The sequence below is a fragment of the Azoarcus sp. PA01 genome (assembly GCA_001274695.2).
Classification (GTDB): domain Bacteria; phylum Pseudomonadota; class Gammaproteobacteria; order Burkholderiales; family Rhodocyclaceae; genus Aromatoleum.
On record LARU01000002.1, the window covers coordinates 879,420 to 901,931 of the forward strand.

At 67.4% G+C, this 22,512-nt stretch carries 16 protein-coding genes and 2 pseudogenes; 11 read left to right on the forward strand and 7 right to left on the reverse strand.

The window, feature by feature from the left end; genetic code table 11:
• Positions 1–26: 26 nt before the first annotated feature.
• From PA01_05195 to PA01_05220, 6 genes are read right to left on the reverse strand one after another with little or no spacing between them, the layout of a single operon-like run.
• Positions 27–1,079 carry a glycosyltransferase gene (locus PA01_05195; GenBank protein ID KON81092.2) on the reverse strand — a complete coding sequence of 351 codons (1,053 nt, stop codon included), beginning with the start codon at positions 1,077–1,079 and terminating at the stop codon, positions 27–29.
• The gene (locus tag PA01_05200; protein KON82321.2) at positions 1,057–2,427 is read right to left on the reverse strand and encodes a TolC family outer membrane protein; all 1,371 of its coding nucleotides are present in this window, start codon (positions 2,425–2,427) and stop codon (positions 1,057–1,059) included. The genes PA01_05195 and PA01_05200 overlap by 23 nt, the downstream gene beginning before the upstream one ends.
• A 2-nt stretch (positions 2,428–2,429) precedes the next feature.
• On the reverse strand, positions 2,430–3,692 hold the full coding sequence (locus tag PA01_05205) for an HlyD family type I secretion periplasmic adaptor subunit (protein ID KON81093.2): 1,263 nt from the start codon (positions 3,690–3,692) through the stop codon (positions 2,430–2,432).
• Between the two features lie 54 nt (positions 3,693–3,746).
• The gene (locus tag PA01_05210) at positions 3,747–5,489 is read right to left on the reverse strand and encodes a type I secretion system permease/ATPase (protein KON82322.2); all 1,743 of its coding nucleotides are present in this window, start codon (positions 5,487–5,489) and stop codon (positions 3,747–3,749) included.
• Positions 5,490–5,515: 26 nt separating this feature from the next.
• Positions 5,516–7,279 (reverse strand): type I secretion system permease/ATPase, encoded by a 1,764-nt coding sequence (locus PA01_05215; protein ID KON81094.1) that lies wholly within the window; start codon positions 7,277–7,279, stop codon positions 5,516–5,518.
• Complete coding sequence (locus tag PA01_05220; protein ID KON81095.1) at positions 7,276–7,884, reverse strand: hypothetical protein; 609 nt, start codon at positions 7,882–7,884, stop codon at positions 7,276–7,278. Before PA01_05220 ends, PA01_05215 begins: the two co-directional genes overlap by 4 nt.
• A 451-nt stretch (positions 7,885–8,335) precedes the next feature.
• Here PA01_05220 and PA01_18555 point away from each other — a divergent pair, with 451 nt between their 5' ends.
• Together PA01_18555 and PA01_18560 are read left to right on the forward strand one after the other, a co-directional pair.
• Positions 8,336–8,608, forward strand: a complete 273-nt coding sequence (locus tag PA01_18555) for a hypothetical protein (GenBank protein KAI5913032.1) — start codon at positions 8,336–8,338, stop codon at positions 8,606–8,608.
• Positions 8,601–9,218 (forward strand): annotated as a pseudogene (locus tag PA01_18560) (glycosyltransferase). The gene PA01_18555 and the pseudogene PA01_18560 overlap by 8 nt, the downstream one beginning before the upstream one ends.
• A gap of 319 nt (positions 9,219–9,537) precedes the next feature.
• Here PA01_18560 and PA01_18565 read toward each other — a convergent pair.
• Positions 9,538–9,651, reverse strand: a pseudogene (locus tag PA01_18565) (TonB C-terminal domain-containing protein).
• A 278-nt stretch (positions 9,652–9,929) separates the two neighbouring features.
• Between PA01_18565 and PA01_05225 the strand changes: the two are divergent.
• The 9 genes from PA01_05225 to PA01_05265 all read left to right on the forward strand — a co-directional run bounded on the left by PA01_05225 (position 9,930) and on the right by PA01_05265 (position 22,501).
• Positions 9,930–11,510, forward strand: coding sequence for a glycosyltransferase family 2 protein (locus PA01_05225; protein KON82323.2), 1,581 nt, complete (start codon positions 9,930–9,932; stop codon positions 11,508–11,510).
• A gap of 138 nt (positions 11,511–11,648) precedes the next feature.
• A complete protein-coding gene (locus tag PA01_05230; protein ID KAI5913033.1) occupies positions 11,649–12,971 on the forward strand; it encodes a hypothetical protein in 1,323 nt (440 codons plus the stop codon).
• Positions 12,968–14,926 carry a TonB-dependent receptor gene (locus PA01_05235; GenBank protein KON81096.1) on the forward strand — a complete coding sequence of 653 codons (1,959 nt, stop codon included), beginning with the start codon at positions 12,968–12,970 and terminating at the stop codon, positions 14,924–14,926. The genes PA01_05230 and PA01_05235 overlap by 4 nt, the downstream gene beginning before the upstream one ends.
• Positions 14,927–14,972: 46 nt before the next feature.
• Complete coding sequence (locus PA01_05240; GenBank protein KAI5913034.1) at positions 14,973–15,872, forward strand: hypothetical protein; 900 nt, start codon at positions 14,973–14,975, stop codon at positions 15,870–15,872.
• On the forward strand, positions 15,869–17,881 hold the full coding sequence (locus PA01_05245; GenBank protein KON82324.2) for an ATP-binding protein: 2,013 nt from the start codon (positions 15,869–15,871) through the stop codon (positions 17,879–17,881). Before PA01_05240 ends, PA01_05245 begins: the two co-directional genes overlap by 4 nt.
• Positions 17,856–18,611, forward strand: coding sequence for a response regulator transcription factor (locus tag PA01_05250; GenBank protein KON81097.2), 756 nt, complete (start codon positions 17,856–17,858; stop codon positions 18,609–18,611). The genes PA01_05245 and PA01_05250 overlap by 26 nt, the downstream gene beginning before the upstream one ends.
• Positions 18,611–19,453, forward strand: a complete 843-nt coding sequence (locus tag PA01_05255) for an ABC transporter permease (GenBank protein KON81098.1) — start codon at positions 18,611–18,613, stop codon at positions 19,451–19,453. Before PA01_05250 ends, PA01_05255 begins: the two co-directional genes overlap by 1 nt.
• Positions 19,443–21,860: an ATP-binding cassette domain-containing protein gene (locus PA01_18570; protein KAI5913035.1), complete on the forward strand. Its 2,418-nt coding sequence runs from the start codon at positions 19,443–19,445 to the stop codon at positions 21,858–21,860. Before PA01_05255 ends, PA01_18570 begins: the two co-directional genes overlap by 11 nt.
• Positions 21,857–22,501 (forward strand): NeuD/PglB/VioB family sugar acetyltransferase, encoded by a 645-nt coding sequence (locus tag PA01_05265; GenBank protein ID KON81099.1) that lies wholly within the window; start codon positions 21,857–21,859, stop codon positions 22,499–22,501. Before PA01_18570 ends, PA01_05265 begins: the two co-directional genes overlap by 4 nt.
• Positions 22,502–22,512: the final 11 nt, after the last annotated feature.

Sequence of the window (22,512 nt, forward strand, 5' to 3'; positions counted from 1 at the left end):
AGTGCGACAGGCCCGAAGGCCTGTCGCTAATCAGCTGCGCTTCCGCTCCGGGCTGCCCGCCCGGGCCGGGGCGAGAGGGCCAGCAGCCAGCACGATACGACAAACAGCAGCTGGTCCGTGCGCCGGCGTCTGCACTGCCGTGCATGCAAGGACAGGCTGATCAGCCCCCTCCGGCCACCAGCCAGCCAAGCCGAAGTCAGCGGCAAGGCGTCGGCACCGACCAGCCGCGCAACGACTGCCGCCTGCTCGAATGCCCAACCGCTGCGGACCATCGCCGCGCGCTTGATGAAGGCGCGCAGGCCGGCATTGACGCCGGTCTGGTTGGATTGGTGCTGGCGGTACCGCATCTGAGGCTGCGGGTCGATCACCCAACGGAAACCGTGCGCGCGCGCGAAAGCATAGATCAGCCAGTCGTGTGCGAACACGCGGCAACTGCCCTCACGCTGGGCGTGGAGAAAAGCCTGCAGCGCGACCGCCAGCCTGTTGCGGAGTACATACGTGCACCCCGGCCCGGCGGCCTCGAAGACGAAATCGGCAGCGACCTGTGCTTGTGCCTTATCCACGAGCATTTCCCGGCCATCGGGCCAAAATGCGATGACATTGCCCGAGTAAGCCGCGGCGCCGTGCCGGTCCAGCCACGCCACCGCGCGATGCAGCTTTCCGGGAAGCCAGATGTCATCCTGGTCGGCGAGGCTGACAAAATCGAACGCGGCAAAGTCCACGTCGCGCAGCAGCCGATAGAAATTCAGCGCGGCGCTTCCGAAGCGCCCCCCGGGAAGGAGCACCACCCTGGCGTCGCTTGCCGCCCGCTCGCCGAACCAATCTTCCGTCCCGTCGGTGGAGCGGTCGACGCTGACGAAAACCGTCACCGCCACATCCTCCTGCCCGAGGATCGAGTCGAGCTGTGCCGGCAGCCATGCCATGCCGTTGCAGGCTGCGAGCAGCACGGCGATTCGGGGCGGGCTGGGAGTCATGCCCTCTGTGCCGGCCATGCCCCCGGCAACCGATCGCCAGGCGGCGCTGCACGCGCTGCGAAGCGGCCTTGTCTGGCCGGTTTCATGACGCGAGAAGCCACCCATTCACCTCCGCGATGCTCCGCTCCCGGTCCATTCCGACGAGCGCGCGCAGGCGCACGCGCGACACCAGGTACAGATAACGCGCTTCGGCAAGGTCGCGCAGCGTGGTCTGCAGCTGCTGCTCGGCGTTGAGGACGTCGACGGTGGTGCGGCTGCCGGCTTCGAACGAGCGTTTGCTGGAGGCGACCAGCTGTCGGGCCGAGCGCACTGCCTGCTCCAGCGCCCTGACCCTGAGCACGCCTTCGGTGACGCCACGATGTTCGCGATGTACGCGCACCGCCAGCTCGCGGCGGGCGACTTCGAGGTTTTCTTCGGCACGCACCTGCTCGGCGATGGCCTGGCGGGTGGTGGAGCTGACGTAGCCGCCGGCGAACAGCGGAAGGTTCACCTGCAGGCCGATCAGGCGATTAGTGTAGCTGGAGCTCGGCGAAGTGACGTTTTCGCTGCCGCTGCGCGAGATCTGCGCCACCGCGTCGACGGTCGGGTAGTGGCCGCCGCGAGCCTTCGCGATCTCGGCTCGGGCGGCTTCGACACGCGCCTGGAGGGCGCGCACTTCGGGGCTGCTTTCTTCGGCGAGGCGGACCCATTCGTTCACCGCGGCGGGCTCGGGTGGCAGCAGCGGCAGGCGCTCGGCGTCGATCGCGGCCAGCGCGTCGACCGGCTGATTGATCAGGATCTCGAGCTGGCGGCGGGTGAAGTCTACGTGCTGGCGCGCGCTCAGCTCGTCGGCGGTGTTCATATCGAGCCGCGCCTGGGCTTCGTCGATGTCGGTGCGGGTGCCGTAGCCGGCCTCCAGCGACTTGCGCGCGGCGTCGAGCTGGGTCGTGGTGACGGCTTTCTGCTTGAGCACCAGCGCGAGGGCGTCCTGCGCCAGCAAGGCTTCCATGTAGGCGCCGGTAACCCGCGAGCCCAGGTCCTGCAGCTCGCGTTCCAGTGTCGCTTCGGCGTCATCGACGACGAAGCCGGCCTGGCGCAGGCCGGCGAACAAAGGCATGCGGAACAGCGGCTGGCGCAGCTGGAGAGTCTGGTTGTAGCTGAAATACTCCTCGTTGAACTCGACGTCGCGCCCGAGCGTGTTTTCCTGGGTGCGGTCGATGTCGTTCTTGCTGCGGCCGAGGTTGATCGCGATGTTCGGCATCAGCTGGGCCTGCGCCTGCGGCAGGCGCTCGACGGCCGCATCCCGCGCGGCGCGCGCGGCGCGGATGCGGGCGTCCTGAGCCAGGGCGGCCTGGTAGGCCTGCATCAGGTCCAGGCCCCAGGCCGGTGCGCTGAGCACGCCGAGCAGGCCAACCGTCGCGAGGCGGCGCATCCACTGGCGAGGCTGCCGGCGGCGGGAGGCGTCGTCGTGCATGCTCACTCCTCCTTCATCGACGCCGCCAGGCGCTTGGTCAGCGGATTGAGCAGGTAGGTCAGCATCGAACGCTCGCCGGTCTTGATGATGACCTCGGCCGGCATGCCGGGCTGCATCCGGCGCGTACCGAGCACCCGCATACCTTCGGGCGTGACCTTGACGCGGGCGAGGTAGTAGGCGATCTGGCCGTTGCCGACCTGCTCGGTCAGCAGGTCGCTCGACAGCGACACGACTTCGCCTTCGACGACCAGCTGCGGCGAGTGCGAGAAGGCGTTGAAGCGGACATCGGTCTTCAGCCCGGTGCGCACCTTGTCGATGAGGTGGGGTTCGATCTTCGCCTCGAGCAGCAGCGGTTCGTCCTCGGGCACGATGTCCATCAGCTTCTGCCCGGCCTGAATCACGCCGCCGACGGTCTGCACGGCGAGGCCGATGGCCTGACCCGAGGCCGGCGAGCGGATTTCGGTGCGTTCGAGGTCGGCGCGCACGGCGATGAGCTTTTCGGCGTCGGACTGGACTTCGCGCAGCACGTTGCCGAGCTCGGTTTCGACCTCCTTGCGATATTCCTGGCGCCGGACGACGGCCTGCTGGCGCAGTTCGGCGACGGCACGGTGGGCGCGCAGCGTGTTGCCGGTGAGTTCGGCGATGGCGGCATCGGCTTCGGCCACCTGACGTTCGAGTTCGAGCTGGCGGTTGCGCGGCGCATAGCCATCGGCGACCAGGCCGCGGGTGTGGCGGAGTTCCTCCTGCAGCAGCGCGAGCTGGCTGCGGCGCGGGCCGAGCATGCCTTGGTAAGTCTGGAGCAGGGCTTCCTGGCCGCGGACGCTCTCCTCGATACCCTGCAGGACGGCATGCAAGGCGGCGCGGCGCGACTGGAACAGCTGCTGCTGGGTGTCCATCTGCGCCTTGATCAGCGGATCGCTCGCCGCTTCGACCAGATCCGGGTGAAAGGCGATGCGCTCGCTGCCGGTCTGCTCGGCCACCAGGCGGCCCTGCATCGCGCGCAGGCCGAGGTAGCGCTGGCGCACGGATTCGAAGTTGGCGCGGGCGGTCGCGGCATCGAGTTCGATCAGCGCCTGGCCTTCGTGCACGATTTCGCCCTCGCGCACCAGCACGCGCGTGATGATGCCCCCGGAGAGGTGCTGCACAGCCTTGCGCTTGGTGTCGATGGTGACCGTGCCTTGGCTGGGCACGCCTTCATCGAGCGGTGCGAGCGCGGCCCACAGGACGAAGCCGCCGAAACCCAGGCCGAGCGCCCACAGGCCGATGCGGGCGCCGCGGCCGGTGTCTGCGGGCGGGGAGCGAAGGGTCCGGTGCAGGGCTTACACGGCGACCGGGGCCGGAGCGGCGACGGGCTGCGCGGCGGCCTGGCCCGCATGCGCCCGCAACTGGGCGAGCACGGCGTCGCGCGGTCCTTGGTGCTCGATACGGCCGTCGCGCAGGATCAGCAGCTGATCGGCGACCGCGATCGCACCCGGGCGATGGGTGATCAGGAACACCGTGCGCCCCTTGTTCTTGAGTTCGCGCACGGCCCTCATCAGCGCGGCCTCGCCGACGTCGTCAAGGTTGGCGTTCGGCTCGTCGAGCACGACCAGCGCAGGGTCGCCGTAGATCGCGCGCGCCAGGCCGACGCGCTGGCGCTGGCCGCCCGACAGCAGGCCGCCGGCCTCCCCCATCGGTGTGTCGTAGCCCTTGGGGAAGCGCAGGATCATGTCGTGCAGCCCGGCGCTGCACGCGGCGCCGATGACCTTGTTCGAGTCGATCTCGGCGAAGCGGGCGATGTTCTCGGCGATCGTGCCTTCGAACAGTTCGATGTCCTGCGGCAGGTAGCCGAGATGAGGGCCCAACTCGGCGCGGCTCCAGCCATCGAGCGGCTGGCCGTCGAGCAGCACTTCGCCCGCCGCCTCGGGCCAGATGCCCATCAGCACCCGCGCCAGCGTCGACTTGCCCGACCCGGAGGGGCCGAGCACCACGGTGACCGTGCCGGGCCCGGCCGCCAGGCTGATGCCCTTGAGGATGGGGTCGGCCCGCCCGGGCGCACGTGCGACCACGTCACGCAGCACCACTGCGCCGGTGGGCGGCACGCGGCTCAGCGCCGGGTCGCGCTCGGGGTGGGCCCGCAGTAGCGTCTCGAGGCGCAGAAAGGCGCCACGTGCGCCGATGAGGCTGCGCCACACGCTCACCATCTGGTCGATCGGCGCCAGGGCGCGGGTCATCAGCACGTTGGCGGCGATCATGCCGCCGGGAGTCAGCTGGCCGTCGATCACCAGCAACGCTCCCGCGGCCAGTGCCAGTGACTGCTGGCAGTAGCGCACCCACTTGCTGAAAGCGGTGATGCGGTGGGTCAGGCCCTGCGCCGCCCCGTGCCGCGCCATGTACTCGGCGTGGCGCTGCGCCCAGCGCTGACGCAGGCCACCCAGCATGCCCATCGATTCGACCACTTCAGCATTGCGCAGCTTGCTTTGCAGATACAGGTTGACGTCGAGCGCCGCCTTGGAAACGTCTTCTGCCGGGGCGATCGTGCGCCGGTGCCCGAGCCAGGCCAGCGCCGCCTGGACCAGCGCGAAGCCGATCGACACCCAGCCCAGGAAGGGGTGGAGGAAGAACAGCACGCCGATGTAGATCGGCGTCCACGGGGCGTCGAAGAACGCGAAGATGCCGTTGCCGGTGAGGAACTGGCGCACTTCGGTGAGATCGTTGAAGGCGCGCTGCGCCGGCGCCCCTGACTGGCTGAGGTTGGCCTCGAAGCTGGCGTTGAACACCCGGGTGCTGAGCAGCGCGTCCAGGCGCACGCCGGCACGCACCAGCAGGCGCGAGCGCGACCACTCGGCGAAGGCCATGACGGCGAAGAAGAACAGGGTGATCAGCGAGACCACCAGCAGGGTCAGCTCGCTGCGGCTGACCAGCACCCGATCATAGACCTGGAGCATGTAGAGCGTGGGCGCCAGCATCAGCACGTTGGCGACCATGCTGAACAGGCCCACGATCAGGAATTCGCGCCTGAACGCGTACAGGGTGGCGGCGAGTTCGCTGCGCGCAAAGAAACCGGTGGCTGCCATATTCATTCCGATCGATTCATTCGGGGATGCGCTCAGGGGACTGCGGCGACTGCGGGCCCGGCTGCCGCCGGTGCGGCGCGCAGGGCTTGCGCCTGCTGGCCGGCCTGCGCCGCAGCCTGGTTGAGCGCGGCCAGCACCTGGTCGCGCGGACCGAAAGCCTGCTGGACGCCATCGCGCAGCACCAGCATCTTGTCGGCCACCGCAAGCACGCTGGTGCGGTGCGTCATCACGACGAAAGTGGTGCCGCATGCCTTGAGCTGGGCGATGGCCCGCGCGAGTGCGGCATCGCCGGCTTCGTCGAGGCTGGAGTTGGGTTCGTCGAGGACGACGAACACCGGCTCGCCGTACAGGGCGCGGGCCAGCGCCACCCGCTGGCGCTGGCCGCCGGACAGGATGGCGCCGTCGCGCCCCACCGGACTGTCGTAGCCCTGCGGCAGCGAGCGGATGAATTCGTCCAGGCCGACAGCGCGTGCCGCCGCATGCACCTTGTCGATCTCGACTTCGCCGAAGCGGGCGATGTTCTCGGCCAGCGTGCCTTCGAGCAACTCCACGCCTTGCGGCAGGTAGCCCAGGTGAGGGCCCAGCTCGAGCTTGTCCCAGCTGAAGACGTCGGCGCCGTCGAGCCGCACCTTGCCGCTGATGGCCGGCCACAGCCCGACCAGCAGGCGCGCGAGCGTGGTCTTGCCGGAGGCCGATGGGCCGACCACCGCAAGCACCTCGCCCGGCTGCAGCCCGAAGGCGACGCCGCGCAGGATGGGCGCAGTGCTGCCCGGGGCTCCGGCGATCAGGTTCTCGACGCCGAGCGCCCCGCGCGGCGCCGGCAGCGCCATCGCCGGCGGCCGTTCCGGCACCTGGGTCAGCAGCTGGTCGAGCCGGCGCCAGGCATCGCGCACGTTCACGACGGCGCGCCACTGCCCGACCATCTGCACCAGCGGCGCGAGCATGCGCCCACCCAGCACCGAGGCGACGATCATCATCCCCGGCCCGCCCGGCAACGCATCTTCCAGGATCAGCCAGCCCCCCAGGCCGAGCAGCAACGAACCCATCGTGATCTGCACGAACTTGCTGCCGGCCTGGAACGCCCCCGCCTTGTCCGACGCCTCGGCCTGCAGGCCGAGGAACTCGTGCTGCTTGTCCATCCAGCGCCGGTGGATGTGGTGCAGCATTCCCATGGCTTCGATCACTTCGGCGTTGCGCAGTGAGCCGTCGGCGTATTGCTGCGCGGCGATGGCCGAGCGGTTCGCCGCGGTCAGCGGCGGATTGGTGCTGCGCTCATTGAGCCACGCCAGACCCACCTGGATCACCGCCCCGGCCAGTGCGGCCCAGCCCAGGAACGGATTGGTCAGGAACAGGATCACCATGAACACCAGCGACACCGGCGACTCCATCAGCGCCCCCAGCACCGGGTGGGTGAGGAAGTCGCGCACCGTGCGGAAATCGTTCATCGGCTGCACGCTGGGCGCCCCCAGGCGGCGCAGGTTGGATTCGTACAGTGCCTGGAACACGCGCGGCGCCAGGCGCCGGTCGAGCAGCTGCCCGGCTTCGCGCATGGTCTCGGAGCGCGCCCAGTCGAGCACTTCCATGACGATGTAAGCCATCACGACCACCAGGGTGAGCATCGCCAGGGTGATGTGGCTGCGGCTGTTCACCACCCGGTCGTACACTTCGAACATGTAAGCGGTCGGCGCCAGGATCAGCAGCGCACCGACGAGGGCGAAACGGAAGGCGCGCCAGTAGTGCGGCTTGAGCGCGAGCACGGCCTCGTGCAGCTCGGACGGTTTTTTAGTGGGGTTCATGCAGTCTCGTCGACTATCAGATATTCGGGAATTTCGTCGCCGGCAGGGGGCGGCGCAGCGCCGGCGCGCGGGTCCGCTTCGGTCTCGGCAAACCAGAACGCCAGCTCGAAACCGCCGTCCCCGTGCTGCGACAGCACGATCTCGCGCAGCTTGTGCTCATGAAAAGCCGCTTCGTCCGCCGGACGCAGGGCCAACTGAAAGCGCATGCGCCCGTCCAGCGTGTACATCGACAGCTGCCCCGCCTTGAGGCTCAGGGTGTGGCGATCGAAGTACACCGGGCAATTGTCGGCAAAGCGCAACAGCGGCACGGGGCGCTCGCCCATCCGGGCGACGTTGAACGGGCTCTTCGGGTGCTGATACACGAGCCGGCTGGCACGGCACACCGAGTAGATGGCGTTGCACACCATCTGCGAGCCGATCTCCGGGAACTGCTCGCGCAGCCCCTTGTAGGTCATGTGGTGCAGCGCCACCCGATTCCAGCAACGGGTGTCGCGCACCACCGGGGCGAGCGCGTTGCACAGCCGCGCAAACGCGGCCTGCAGGGCGAGCAGGCGCGCTTTCTGTTCGGGCGACGTGTCGAGCCGGAGGCGGAGCTGGGTAGGCATGTGGGGCGCGATTGTATAACAAGTCCTATATGAAATTTTTGAAATATTTGTACCGGCAGGAAAGGCTTGCTTCAGTCCTTCACGACATGCCGCTACAATGCCGGGCTTTTACTTTCTCCAGCAGGGGCCCAGCTTTCGGGCGCGCTTTGGGGCTGTGTGCGCAGGGGTGGGGTGAGCCGTGCAAAGTGACTGGAATCGGTATCGATCGGGTGTGCCGGCTTGCCGCTGAGTGAAAGCGCTGGCCTGAGGGCGGAACGTTGTGGCTGCGCCGACCGCGAGGCGATCGTGGAGGCCGACTGCCTGATCGCCTCGGGCGCGCTGATCCCGCTGGCCGCGCTGCAGCGGGTGGGGGGATGCGGGAAGATCTGTTCATCGGTTACGTCGATACCGAATGGAGCCTGCATGCAAGCCGAACAGGGAACATGCCCTGGGTGAGGCGGCACGCGCATTCATGGAGCGCAAAGTGCCAATGCATTTGCCACTCAGGCACTACCATCAGGTGCGCAATGCGATCCGGCCGTGTTGTGACCGCTCCCTGCCCCTCCGGTGGAGAGCGGTGTTCGCTTATCAGGCCTTGATGAGATTCGTGTTCCACTCGCTTTTTGCCACCCCCCGACATCAGCACCTGCGGATGATGATGCTCGGCGTTGCGCACGGCTTCGCCAACCGCCTTGGGCGTTTCGATGTGAAGCAGACGGAATCAGCCAATGAACGAAATGTTTGAGCAATCGCAGGGAGTCGCCCCGCTGGTATCGGTGGTGATTCCCTCCTACAACCATGCCCGATACATCGTCGAAGCGGTCGAAAGCGTTCTCGACCAGACCCTGGAAGACTGGGAACTCATCATCATCGATGACGGCTCGACCGACGACACCCTCGCACGCCTGAGAAATCACGCGAGGATTTCTTCCGATGCGCGCATCCGTGTCCATTCGCAGGAAAATGGCGGCTCCCATGCGGCCCTCAATGCCGGTTTGAACATCGCCAGCGGGCGCTATCTCGCCGTGCTGAACTCCGACGACCGCTTCGCGCCCGCCCGTCTCGAGACGCTGGTGCGGCACGCGCGCTCGATCGGCGGCGAGTGTTTCGTGGTCACGGGTCTGCAGCTTATCGATGAACATGGGGCGCGCATTCCCGGGACGCACTGGTGGAACCGCATGTATGCGGACATCGTCGAGCGCTGGCGCGCCACTGAAGGCGGAGAGGGTAAGGCGGCGCTTTCCACGCTCATGTGGGGAAACTTTACGGTTTCCACGTCGAATTTCTTCATCTCCCGCACGCTCTGGGAGCGCCTTGGGCCACTTCGCCACCTGCGTTATGTTCTCGACTGGGAATATGCGCTGCGTGTGGCGACGATGTGCCCGGAGGCGTTTCGCTTCCTGGCCGACGAATTGCTGCTCGATTACCGCCTGCACGGCGCCAACACGATTCTGGGCGGGGCGCTGCGAAATCACGCCGAGGCCTACCACGTATTACGGGGTTATCAGCGGCGGGTTGGCAGGCTCGGCCTCGCCTTGCCGCCGGATGCGATAGACCGCCTCCATTACCTGGGGCGTTTCATTCGCCATGAGCATACGCGCCAGCAACTCGAACGCCAGCAGGTGGGGTGGCGCGAGCAGGTGGATGCCGTGCGGGGAGAACTTGGGGTGGCCCGGGAGGAACTCGCGGTGGCGCGGGGGAAACTTGGGGAGGCCACGGGGGAACTCGCGGTGGTTCGGGGCGAGCTTGGGGTGGCGCGGGGGGAACTCGCGGTGGTTCGGGGCGAGCTTGAAGCGGTTCGGGCCGGGCTCGGTGCAGTCCATGCGAGCCACTCCTGGCGGCTTACCGCGCCGTTGAGAACGCTCACGCATTGGTTGCGGCGGGCACGAGGACGATCCCGCGGGCTGCGCTCGATGGTCAGGCACCGCCTCTCCGCCCGTGCTGCGGACGCCCGCAGTGCCTATGATCTCTGGCTCGACCGCGAAGCCGGTCACCTGGCGGGCATCCGGGCGGATCTGGATCGACGCCTGCAGACCCTACCCGCCCGCCCGGTGGTGTCGGTGCTCATGCCGGTGCATGACACGCCGCCCGAGTTCCTGCGCGCGGCGGTCGAGTCGGTCCTTACCCAGTGGTACCCGCATTGGGAACTGTGCATTTGCGACGACGCGTCCACGAGTGTCGACACCCGGACCGCCCTTGCACAACTGGGGCACGGCGAGCCGCGGATCAGGATGGTCCGCCGCGAGCGCAGCGGTCACATCGCCTGTGCCAGCAACGACGCCCTGTCCCTCGCGACGGGCGAATTCGTCCTCTTCCTCGATCATGACGACCTGCTCGCTCCGCAGGCACTACTCCGGGCAGTCGAGCATTTCGCGGCCAACCCGGAGCTCGATTTCATCTATTCCGACGAAGACAAGCTCGACGCCGGCGGGCGGCGCTGTCTGCCGCTGTTCAAGCCCGACTGGTCCGAGAGTCTCGAGTGGTCGCAGAACTATGTCGGCCACATCATGTGCGCCCGCCGCAGCCTGATCGTCGGGCTGGGCGGTTTTGTCAAAGGCAGCGAAGGCAGCCAGGACCACGATCTGGTCCTGCGCGTCGCAAGAAGCGGCGCCAGGATCGGGCATATTTCCGAGGTGCTGTATCACTGGCGCATGCATGCCGGTTCAACGGCCTCCTCTGCCGACTCGAAGCCCTATGCGCACGATGCCGGCCGGGAGGCGGTCGCACGGCACCTGGCGGCGCGCTATCCGCAGCAGTTCGATCGTGTCGACGATGCGGAGCATACTTTTGTCTATACCCCGCGCTTTCGGCTGCCGCCGTCGTGCAAGGCAAGCATCATCATTCCGACCCGTGACAAGGTGGAACTGTTGCAGCCCTGCATCGACAGCATCCGCGACCTGTCGTGTGGCCTCGACTACGAAATCATCGTGCTGGATAACGGTTCGTCCGAGCCGGTGACACATGCCTATTTCGATGCCGCGCAGGGCGATGCCCGCATCCGCGTAGTCCCGGCGGAGATGCCGTTCAACTGGTCGCGGCTGAACAATCTGGGTCGCCGGCAGGCGCGCGGGGACCTGCTGGTGTTCCTCAACAACGACACCCTGGTCATCTCGCCCGACTGGCTGCAGCGACTGGCGGAGTACGCGATGCTGCCGGATGTCGGCCTGGTCGGCCCGCTACTGCAGTACCCCGACGGCACGATCCAGCACGCCGGCGTGGTCGTCGGCATGGGGGGGTGGGCAGACCATGTGTTCAAGGGCGCGCCTTTCGTGCATTACCCGAGTCCTTTCATCTCGGCCGCAGTGCCGCGCAACGTGCTTGCCCTCACCGGAGCCTGCCAGGCGATATCCGCGCAGCACTTCGACCTGCTTGGCGGCTTCGACGAGGCTTTCGAGATCTGCGGCAGCGACGTCGACATTTGCATCCGGGCGCACAAGCAGGGACTGCAGAACATCTATCTGCCGACCGTACGGCTCTATCACCTCGAGAGCAAAACGCGCAGCGCCCATGTCCCGGAAGGGGACTTCCACGAGTCGGCGGCAAAATACGCTCCCTATCGCGAGCACGGCGACCCCTGCTACAACCCCAATCTCGACCCCATGGACGCGCAGCCCAAGCCGCTTTTCCCGTCCTTGGGCGGTGCCTGATGCCGGAGCCCGAACGAGGCCTCCCCGGCATGGCGCAGGCGCCGCAAACCTCCAAGTGGAAATCGCCCTGACATGAACCCCAAGCCTCTGCCGCATCTTGCGGCTGCACTGGCTGTCCGCGCGCTGCGCTGGCCACCGGTGCGACGAGCCGCCGAATTCCTTGCCCGCGCCCACCGCGAGACGCGCGTGATGGCGGCCGGCTCGCCAGTCATCGACATCCCCGAGATCGGTCCTCTCATTCCGCGTACCGACGACAGTGCCGTCCGCCGGCTCAACCTGCTGGTGCCCTCCGTATCCGCGCGCCATGTGTTCGGCGGCATCCAGACCGCGCTGCTGGTGTTCGGCGTGTTGCGCGACGCCTTCGACTGCGCCCGCATCATCACCACCGACGACAGCGGTGCGGATCGTGTCGCGGGCGCGTACTACAGCGACTGGCCGGTGGTGGGGCTGCAGGATGCACCGCCCGCGCTCGACCACATCGTCACCGCCGGCGCCCGCTACGGCCTCACGCTGGCGGTAGGGGCGAACGATGTCTTCCTCGCCACGGCATGGTGGACCGCCCACAACGGTTTCGACTTGCTCGACTGGCAGCGGCAAACTTTTCCCGGCCACCCACCGCAGCGGCTGCTCTATCTGATCCAGGATTTCGAGCCCGGCTTTTATCCCTGGTCGACCCGCTATGCGCTGGCCGATGCCACCTACCGACGCCCCGAATCGACCGTCGCCATCATCAATTCCCGCTACCTTGCCGACTACATGGCGATGCAAGGCTATGCGTTTCCGGCCGTCAGCGTGCTCGAACCGCGCCTGAACCCCGAACTCGCCCGGGTGCGGGCCGGGCTCGATACCTTCGGCAAGGAGCCCGTGCTGCTCGTGTACGGCCGCCCTGGTGTCGAACGCAATGCTTTCGGACTGCTGGTGGCGGGCTTGCGGGCGTGGGTCGAGGCCTATCCGCACGCGCGCGAATGGACGATCCTGTCGGCCGGCGAATCCTTCGCCGACATCGACCTCGGGCATGGCTGCAGCCTCAGTTGCGTCGGCAAGCTCGACATCTCGCAGTATGCCGACCTGCTGGTTCGTACGGCGGTCGGGGTGTCGTTGATGGTCTCGCCCCACCCCAGCTATCCGCCGCTGGAACTGGCCGCCTTCGGCGCGCAGGTCATCACCAACCGGTTCGCGAACAAGAATCTCGAAGCCACTTGCGACTCGATCACCGCGCTCGAATCGCTGTCGCCGCGCACTCTTGCCCAGGCCATCGAACGGAAGACACGCGACTTCGACAGCCTGCCGGCGCACTCCAGGGGCGTGCGCAAGGACGATATCCGTTGGCACGACGGCTTCCTGGAGGCTGACCAGTGGGCGTCGTCGTGGCCGGTCGAAGTCCTGGCACGCATCGAGCCGGTACTGCCACTTTCGGATCCTCTCGCAAACGCTGCTTCCGGTAACGAACGCCGCGCATGAACACGGCCCGCTGCCTTCACGTTCTTGCTGCATTGGTTTTTTTCGCAGGGACCGCAGCGCAGGCCAGAACGCTCCTTCTGGGGTTTTCCGAGGATGAGTTCCTCGGCGAGATCCCGCTCGTCTATGCGTCGTCCCGCCTGCCGCAGCATCCGCGCGATGCTGCAGGGGCGGTGTCGATTTTGGACCGCCAGTTCATTCGCGCCAGCGGCGCCAGAACCCTGGCCGAACTCTTTCGACTGGTGCCGGGCTTCCAGGTCGGGCTGTCGTCCGGCGGGCGTCCGGTCGTCGCCTATCATGGTCTCTCGGGGCAGGCCTCGCAGCGCATGCAAGTGTATGTGGATGGCCGCTCCGTCTATGCTCCCTATCTTTTCGGCGGCGTCGACTGGAGCACGCTGAATGTTCCGCTCGATGAAATCGAACGCATCGAGATACATCGGGGAGCCAACTCGGTCTCCTATGGTGCCAACGCCTTTCTCGGCGTGATCCATATCCATACGCGTGCCGCGGCCCAGAGCGTCGGCTTCCGTGCGCAGGTGGTGCAGGGCGAAGGCGGCATTGCGGACCGGCACGTCCGCTGGGGGCAGGGCCGCAATGGCCTGCAATGGCGAATTGCCGCCGGGCGGCACGCCGATGACGGCCTGCTCGGGCGCGCCGATGCCTATCGTAGCGAATATGTCGATTTCCGCAGCGAGTACCAGCTCTCGCCTTCACAGCAGGTGTCGCTATTGGGCGGCGTGACCCGGAACCGGCTCGGCATCGGTTACGAAGGCGTGGTTGCCGATCCGGCGCGAACCGAGGAGGTGTCGTCGGCCTTCCTCCAGCTTCGCCATCGTCAGACGGTCGATGTCGGCAACGAATGGCAGGCGGGCCTCAGCATCACCAGCGATCGGGGCGAGGACCGGTTCGACGTGCCGCTGCTCGATGGCCGCGCCCTGGTAATCGACGGCCAGCGCCGCTCTGGCCGGCTTTCTCTCGAATACCAGCACTTCAAGGATTTCGGTCCGCGCCTACGGGGTTCCTGGGGAGCGGAGTACCGCCGCGACCGGCTCGAATCGCAACAGCACTTCAACACGCGCAAGGCGCAGCTCAACGATGCCTGGCGCGTGCATGCGGGGAGCGAATGGCGGCCGAGCGCGGAATGGACGCTCAATGTCGGCGGATTGCTCGAGCGCGATCGCCTGGTGCCGATGCAGTTCGCGGGGCGCGTGGCGCTCAACTGGAAACCGGATCAACACAACACCTTCAAGCTCGGCTATTCATCCGCGTTCCGCATGCCGAGCCTGCTCGAGCAAAAGGCGGACTGGCGCATCGGCGACGGGGGGCGTGTCATCGACGTGCGCTACCTCTCTTCGGGGAGGCTGAAGGCGGAGCATATTCGCAGTGTCGATCTGGTCTACACCGGAACCTGGGAGCGCGAGGGGCTGACGCTCGATGCCCGCCTGTTCCATGAAGAGATGGAACGGCTGATCACCGGCGAGCTTTACCGGGTGCCAATGCTCGCCGGCCTGCCGCGCGGCACGGTGGCCTATGACCTGCGCAACAACGCCAGTGCGCGAAATATCGGCTTCGAATATGAACTCAAGTGGCGCCCGCAGCCCCGGACCCTGGTCGTGTGGTCCCAGTACATTGCCGATCCTGAAGTAAGCCGCAACGTCACATTGGTCGAGGCGATCCCGGAGAAAAGCCGCAGCTTGCTGCTGTCCCATGAATTCGCCAACGACTGGCGCACGAGTGGAAGCTACTCGGAGCTCGCGCCGATGCGCTGGCTCGGTGAGGCGACTCCGGCCGGAAAGCAACGCCTGCTGACCCTGTCCCTCGCCCGCGCCTTCGTGCTGGGCGGGAGCAAGGCCGTCATCACCGCAGCGCTGAACCGGCCTATAGGCGTGTTCTACGAGTTTCGCGAACTCCAGCACCACCCGGAGCGGGCCTGGCTGAGTGTCGAAATCGAATATTGACCGGATGCCGTGCGACATGGGGCGCTTCTTTCGCTTGCTGCAGGGATTGCTCGGGGCGCTCGTGCTCGGCGCCGCGCTGCCGGCACTGGCGAACGAGGTTTTCGTCATTCGCAAGGCGGGCGAAGCGGCCCAGGCACAATTGCTCGAGCAGCTGGAGCGTGAGCTGGGCACCGGCGTCCACCTCACCCAGCACGCCTTGCCCGCCGACGAGGACCTCGCTGCCCCGGCCTTGCCAGGCGGCGTCGATCTCGTCGTCACCCTCGGGGTCGATGCCGCCCGCGCCTACCTTGCCGCCGGGCATGAAATACCGCTGCTGGCGGTCATGGTGCCGCGACTGGCCTATCTGGGCCTGCAGGAGGTCCGGCCGCGCAACCTGAAGCTGACGGCGGTGTTCGTCGATCAGCCGCTGGGACGCCAGCTCGAACTGATCCGGACCGTGCTGCCCGACGCGCGTCGCATCGGTGTCGTGCAGGGGCCGGCGACCGCCGATGCGGTGGCAGATCTCGAACGGCTCGCGCGCGACAAGGGGCTGACGCTCGTCCGTCACGCAGCGACGCGCGACACCGAACTCTATCCGGCGTTGCAGCGCGTGCTCCAGAGCGCCGATGCCCTGCTGGCGCTGCCGGATCCGCTCATCGTCAATGCCGCGACGGCGCAGAATCTCCTGCTGACCTCCTTCAGGTATCGCAAGCCGGTCTTCGGCTATTCCGCCGCCTATGTCCGCGCCGGCGCACTGGCCAGCGTGTACAGCACCCCTGCCCAGATCGGCAAAACCGCCGCGCAACGCATTCGCGAACTGCTCGCGGCCAATGGCGGGACGGATCCGATCTATCCGCGCCACTTCTCGGTGGCAGTCAATCGCGCCCTCGCCGCCAGCCTGGGTCTGCAGATCCCGGACGATGCGAAAGTCCTGGAGTCGATGCAGAAACTGGAGCCGCGGCAATGAAACCGGGGCGACTTGTGGCGCTGTACCGGTGGGTGCGCCGCAGACTGTCCACGTGCGACCTGCACGCGCGGCTGATGCTGCTTGCGATGTCGCCGGTCGTCTTCTTCGCCGTCGCGTGGGGCGGTTACGCCATTCATCAGCGTGGCAGCGACCTCGACGGGCAGCTGCGCGAGCGGGCGCAGCTGCTCGGACGGCAGATGTCGATCGCTGCCGATTACGCCGTGTTCGCCCAGAACCGGATTGCGCTCGAGAGCATTGCCGCGGGCGTCGCCAGCGAAGCGTCCGTGGTGGCGGCCGTCCTGCTCGACGGAAAAGGCCAGGTGCTGGTCAGGCGCGATGGCGCGGCGGGCGCCGCCGCGCAGCGGTGGCAGCGTCTGGAAGGGCGCGTCAGGGACGCGCTCGGGCACGGCCAAGAGGTGTTCATGCTCGATGACGACGGCGTGTTCGCTTATGTACATCCGGTGCGCACCCCCGTCCTCGCCATCGAGGACATGCCTGCCGCCGCCGAGCCGTCCCGCACCCAGGGGTACGGCGTCGTCGTGATGAGCGTCGATGCGATTCGCGCCGAGCGAACGCGCTTCGGCCTCATTGTCGTCGCCTTGCTTGCCACGGTACTACTTGCCACCGGCAAGCTCGTCAGCCGTTTCAGCGGGCGCATCGACAACCGCCTGTCCGAACTGGAAGAGGCCGCGCTCAAGATCGGTGACGGCAGTACGGGTGTCCGGCTGCCGCTGCGCGGCGTTCCCGCCTTCGACCGGCTTAGCAGCCACATCAATGCGATGGCGCAGCAGCTCGAACAGTCCCGCCGCCAACTCGAGTACCGGGTCCGCCAGGCGACTCAGGCGGTGCGTGACCAGCGCGACGCCGCCGAGCGCGCGAACCAGGCCAAGACCCGCTTTCTCGCCGCCGCGAGCCATGACCTGCGGCAGCCAATGCATGCGATCAGCATGATCCTTGCGGTGCTCCGGCAGCAGCAGGAGCCTGCCGCACGCATGGCACTGCATGACCGCGCCGAAGCGGCGGCCCAGGCGATGAGCGACCTGCTCGACGCCCTGCTCGACATTTCCAGGCTCGACTCCGGCAACATCAGCCCGCACCCCGAGACCTTCTCGGTGCAGAAGATGTTCGACCGCCTTCGCACCACCTATGAAAGCCTGGCCGAGCGCAGGCAGGTCACGCTGACGGTGCGTCCCTGTGCCGACCTGTGGACGACGAGTGACCCGTCGATGCTCGAGCGCATCGTCGGCAATTTCGTTTCCAATGCCATCCGCTACACTGCGGAAGGCGGGCAAGTTCTCGTCGCCGCGCGCCGCCGTGCCGGCAGCCTGCTGATCCAGGTGCGCGACAACGGCCCGGGCATCGACCTCGACTCGCAGCGCCTGATTTTCGAGGAGTTCGTCCAGCTGCATAATCCGCAGCGCAACCGCAGCGAAGGGCTCGGACTGGGCCTGGCCATCGTCCAGCGCCTGGCACGCCTGCTGTTCCATCCCATCAGCGTGCGGTCGAGTCCGGGGCGCGGCTCCACCTTCATGGTGTCCGTGCCGCGCAGCGCCGTGCCGGCTCCGAACGCCTTGCCGGCCGTCGAAGGCGAGGGTCTGGCAGCCAATTCCCTGAACGGCTGCGAGGTGCTGCTGGTCGAGGACGACGTCCTCGTGCGTGAAAGCTACCGGCGCTTGCTCGAGCTGTGGGGCTGCAGCGTCAGCGCTCATATTGATGGCATCGGCGCCCTGGCCTACTGCCGCGACCACGCCTGGCGCCCGCACCTCATCGTCACCGATTTCCGCCTCGGCAGCGCGATGGACGGCGTAAGCCTCGTCGATGCCTTGCGCAAACTGCACGATGCGCCGATTCCCGCCGCGATCGTCACCGGCGACACCGAGGACGTGCGCCTGCAGGGTCTGCGTGAAACCTGGACGCGCGTCCTGTTCAAGCCCGTTCGTCCGGTATTGCTGGCGCAGACGCTGAAGGCGCTCAACGCCCTCAATGCGACCACCGCGACCCGGAAATGATAAACTCCGGCGGCTTACTTTTCGTGCAGCCTGGCATAACTTGAAAATACTCATCGTCGACGATCACGGACTGGTGCGGGAAGGGCTGATGGCGATCCTCGCGCGCTCCGGGCTTGCTGCGAGCTACCTCGAAGCCTGGGACGTCCCTTCGGTCCGGCAGTGTCTCGACCAGCACTCCGATCTCGATCTGATCCTGCTCGACATCCAGCTGCCCGACTGCAACGGCCTCGATCTGCTCGAAAACATCCTCGCCCAGCGCCCGTCCCTGCCGATCATCATGCTGTCGGCCGAATACGACGGTCACACCGTGCGCCAGGCCATCGACCGGGGCGCATCGGGTTTCCTCCCCAAGAGCACGCTCAATCAGGTGCTGGTGCCCGCCATCCAGTTCGTCATCGTCGGCGGCGTCTACATTCCCCCCGAGATGCTGCGTGCCGAGCCTGCCCCCGCCGCGCCCGTCGGCGCTCCGGCTGCTTCCCCCCCGTTTACCAACCGCCAGATGGATGTCTTCCTGCTGCTGTTCAAAGGCATGTCCAACAAGGAAATCTCCCGCCAGCTCGACCTGGCCGAGGCCACGGTCAAGGTGCACGTGCGCGGCATCCTGCGCACGCTGAACGTTTCTTCCCGCTCCGAAGCCATTGCCAAGGCGGCGCAGGCGGGGTGGGAGAAATGGGGCGGTGGCCCTGCGGACGCTGCCCAGCCGGCTCTCGGCCGCCCTTCGTTGCTGTGATGCGCGCCACATCGATTCGCGCCGCCGGCGCCCCGTCCGCGGCGCCGACTGAACTGCTCGCCTCGCTGTGGAGCCACCGGCATCTGCTCGCCCGGCTCGTCCTGCGCGACCTGGCAAGCCGTTACCGGGGCTCCTTCATCGGCCTGATGTGGTCGCTGGTCCTGCCCTGCGCCATGCTCGGCATATACCTGTTCGTCTTCGGTCACGTGTTCACGCCGGTACGCGCGGTTGGGCAGGAAGGGGTGAATGCCGCGTTTGCGCTGTCGCTGTTCTCGGGTCTGCTGCTCCATGGCCTGCTGGCCGAATCCATCACCCGCGCGCCCATGGCGGTGCTGACCCAGCCGAGCTATGTCAAGAAAGTCGTCTTCCCGCTCGAACTGCTGCCGTTTACCACCGTTGGCAGCGCGCTCGTGCAGTTCCTCATCGGCTCGCTCGTGCTCATCGCCGGGCTTGCCGTCTGGCAGGGAATCCCCGCCACCGCGCTACTCTGGCCGCTGGCCTGGCTGCCGCTGCTCGCTCTTGCTGGCGGCGTCGCGCTGGCCTTGTCCGCACTCACCGTCTACCTGCGCGACCTCGCCCAGCTCACCGGCTTTGTCGCTACCGTCCTACTGTTCATGTCGCCGGTGTTCTATCCGCTCGCCAGCGCTCCCGCCGCCATCCAGGGCTGGCTGATGCTGAGCCCGCTCACCGTCCCGCTCGAAGGCGCACGCGACCTGCTCATTCATGGTCGCGTGCCATCGCTGCTGCCCTGGGCGATCCATGCGGCAGGCTGTTTGCTGGCGCTGTGGGCGGGCTGGTGGGTGTTCCAGCGTACCCGCCGCGGGTTTGCCGATGTCATCTGAAGCGGTCGGTATCGCCATCCGGGCCCGCGCGCTGAGCAAACACTACCTGCTCTACGACAAGCCGCACCACCGCCTGCTGCAATCGCTGTGGCGCGGCCGCCGACGCTACTACCGCGAGTTCCAGGCCTTGCACGACGTCGGCTTCGAACTGGCGGCGGGCGAGACGCTCGGCATCATCGGCCGCAACGGCGCCGGCAAATCGACGCTGCTGCAGCTCGTGTGCGGCACTTTGCAGCCGAGCGCGGGCGAAGTCGAGGTACGTGGCCGCATCGCCGCACTGCTCGAACTCGGCACCGGCTTCAACCCCGATTTCACCGGCCGCGAGAATGCGCTCATCAACGCCGCCATCCTCGGACTTTCTGCCGAAGAGGCCGCCGCCCGGCTGGACGACATCCTCGCCTTCGCCGACATCGGCGACTTCATCGACCAGCCGGTCAAGACCTATTCGAGCGGCATGTACGTGCGCCTGGCCTTCGCGGTGGTCATCCATGTCAGCCCGGACATCCTGATCGTCGACGAGGCGCTCGCGGTCGGCGATGCCCTGTTCCAGGCCAAGTGCATGACCCGGATGCGGCGCATGCTCGACGACGGGCTCACGCTGCTGTTCATCAGTCACGACATCGCCGCGGTGAAGGCACTGTGCCAGCGCTGCCTGTGGCTCGAGCACGGCAAAGTGCGCGCTCTCGGGCCGACCGCCGAAATCACCCGCGCCTACGACCAGGACTGGATCCGCGAGGCCAATGCCTCACAGGGCGTGATACCGGACTCGGAGAACGTGGTCGCCGAAGGGCACATCGGTTCGGGCGCGGTGCGCCTGCTCGCGCACGAATGGATGGCCGACGGGGCAACCGGCACCCGGGTCCGCGCTATCCATGGCCAGCTCCTCGCGCTGCGCCTGCGCCTGGGCGTGGTGCGCGACTGCGACCGGCTGGTGGTCTCCTTCCACCTCAAGAACCGCCAGAATCAGCACGTGCTCGGCGCGCACACTGCGGACCGTCCCGAGGTCCATGCCCGACCATGGCAGGCCGGCGACGTCTTCGAAGTCGAGTTCGCCATCCCGGTCCACCTCCATCACGGCGCCTACGCCCTCACCGTCGTGGTGTCCGACATCGGCGATGTCGAACGCTACACCGACGCCACTTTCCATCTCTGGGCCGACGACATCGCCATGATCGAGGTCGTGCCGCGCGCGCGCTTCCCCCTCAGCGACCTCGTCGAGCCGCCGATCGCCGCCACGGTGGAAAGCGGCGTGCCGCGCTGGGTGATCCTCGACGACTTCTTCCCCAACCTGCTAACCGGCTTTCGCGTCGCCGAATACAACGCCCACCTCGCCGCCTTCCCCGGGCTGGAAGTGCGCTCCTGTGCGGCCGACTTTGCTGCCGAACATGCCGGCTATGCCCGGCAGTATCCCGAGCACGCGGCGCGCGTCCGCCCTTACGCCGCGTCGTGGCTGACCGGCTGCCAGCTGGCCTACCTCAACTTCCTCAACAACGCCGTTCATTTCCTGCCGGATCTCGAGGCTCGCGGCCTTCCCTTCGTCCTGACCCTGTACCCGGGCGGGGGCTTCGGCCTGCACGAACCGGACAGTGACCGCAAACTGCAGCGGGTGCTCGCCTCCCCGTTGCTCCAGGCCGTCATCGTCACCCAGCCGGTCACCGCCGATTACCTGCAGGATTTCGCCGCCCGTCACGGGCTGCACCTGCCGCCGCTGCACTTCATTCCCGGCGTGGTCATCAGCCCGCGCTACTTCCTCGCGCCGCCCGCCGCGCGCACCCAGCACCCGACCCGCTCCGGACAGGGCGTGGATATCTGCTTCGTCGCCGAGCGCTACATGCCGCTCGCGGCGAACAAGGGTTACCCGGAGTTCATCGAAGCGGTCGGCCTGCTGGCGGATCGGCCGGACCTGCGTTTTCACATCGTCGGCGGCGGCTATACTGCCGATGAGCTCGACTTCGGGCACCTCGCCGACTGCATCCGTTACCACGGCCGTCTCGATACCGCCGAGTTGCAGCGCTTCTATGCCGGCATGGACCTGATCGTGTCGCCCAATCGCCCCGGCCTGCTCCACGCCGGAAATTTCGATGGCTTCCCCACGGGCTGCTGCGTCGAAGCCGCGCTGTGCGGTGTCGCGATGCTGGTCACCGATGCGTTGCAGCAGAATCCGGGCTACGCCGATGGACAGGAACTTTTTCTGCTCGACCACCGCGAGGCCGCCGAGCCGCTGGCCGCGCAGATCGCGCGCATCGTCCGTGAACTCGCTGCCGACCCGCAGCGCCTGGCGCGTGTCGCGCAGGCGGGCGCCGCGCTGACCCGGCGCCTGTACCACCCGCGCGAGCAGATCGAGCAACGCCAGCGCATCCTCGAAAGCGCAGCCGAACGCCTCGCGGCGCAGGAGGCGACGCAGTGACGGCGGGCCGCGGCCGCCCGCTTGTCATCTTCGGGGCCGGCGGCCAGGGGCGCGAACTCGCGCAGCTCGTTGCCGACATCAACCGCGCGCAGGGCGAGACCTGGCAGCTGCTGGGCTTCGTCGCCGATCACGCACCGCCGCCCGCGCCGCTGCTGCCCGCCCCCTTCCTGGGCGACGCGACATGGCTGGCGCGCCACCCGGATGCGCACGTCGTCGTCGCGGTAGGCGTCCCCGAAGCGCGGCGCGCGCTCGTCGACCGCCTGCGCCAGCAAACGCCCGGCCGGCGCTTCGCCACCCTCGTCCATCCCCGGGCCTGGCTCGCGGACGATGTCGTTCCGGGCGAAGGCAGCGTGGTGTTCGCCGGCTGCCTGCTCAACACAGACGTGCGGATCGGCGCCCATGCCAGTCTCAACCTGGGGTGCACGCTCAGCCACGACGTCGTGCTCGGCGACTTCGTCAGCCTCGGGCCGGGAGTGCATCTCGCCGGCGCCACCCACGTCGGCAGCGGTGCCGACATCGGCGCCGGCGCGGCAAGCCGGCCGCGGGCGCAGGTCGGCGCGGGCGCAGTCGTCGGTGCGGGCGCCGTCGTCGTCCATCCCGTGCCCGCCGGGCGTACCGTCGTCGGCGTACCGGCCCGCTGACCGAACCCACG

What these genes read in the sequence shown, in the direction of transcription:
- PA01_05225 (KON82323.2), top strand. Translation starts at nt 9,930, where the DNA reads ATGCCGGTGCATGACACGCCGCCCGAGTTCCTGCGCGCGGCGGTCGAG.
- PA01_05200 (KON82321.2), bottom strand. Translation starts at nt 2,427, where the DNA reads ATGCACGACGACGCCTCCCGCCGCCGGCAGCCTCGCCAGTGGATGCGC.
- PA01_05255 (KON81098.1), top strand. Translation starts at nt 18,611, where the DNA reads ATGCGCGCCACATCGATTCGCGCCGCCGGCGCCCCGTCCGCGGCGCCG.
- PA01_05220 (KON81095.1), bottom strand. Translation starts at nt 7,884, where the DNA reads ATGCCTACCCAGCTCCGCCTCCGGCTCGACACGTCGCCCGAACAGAAA.
- PA01_05245 (KON82324.2), top strand. Translation starts at nt 15,869, where the DNA reads ATGAAACCGGGGCGACTTGTGGCGCTGTACCGGTGGGTGCGCCGCAGA.
- PA01_05210 (KON82322.2), bottom strand. Translation starts at nt 5,489, where the DNA reads ATGAATATGGCAGCCACCGGTTTCTTTGCGCGCAGCGAACTCGCCGCC.
- PA01_18570 (KAI5913035.1), top strand. Translation starts at nt 19,443, where the DNA reads ATGTCATCTGAAGCGGTCGGTATCGCCATCCGGGCCCGCGCGCTGAGC.
- PA01_05215 (KON81094.1), bottom strand. Translation starts at nt 7,279, where the DNA reads ATGAACCCCACTAAAAAACCGTCCGAGCTGCACGAGGCCGTGCTCGCG.
- PA01_05195 (KON81092.2), bottom strand. Translation starts at nt 1,079, where the DNA reads ATGGGTGGCTTCTCGCGTCATGAAACCGGCCAGACAAGGCCGCTTCGC.
- PA01_05235 (KON81096.1), top strand. Translation starts at nt 12,968, where the DNA reads ATGAACACGGCCCGCTGCCTTCACGTTCTTGCTGCATTGGTTTTTTTC.
- PA01_05250 (KON81097.2), top strand. Translation starts at nt 17,856, where the DNA reads ATGCGACCACCGCGACCCGGAAATGATAAACTCCGGCGGCTTACTTTT.
- PA01_18555 (KAI5913032.1), top strand. Translation starts at nt 8,336, where the DNA reads ATGGAGCGCAAAGTGCCAATGCATTTGCCACTCAGGCACTACCATCAG.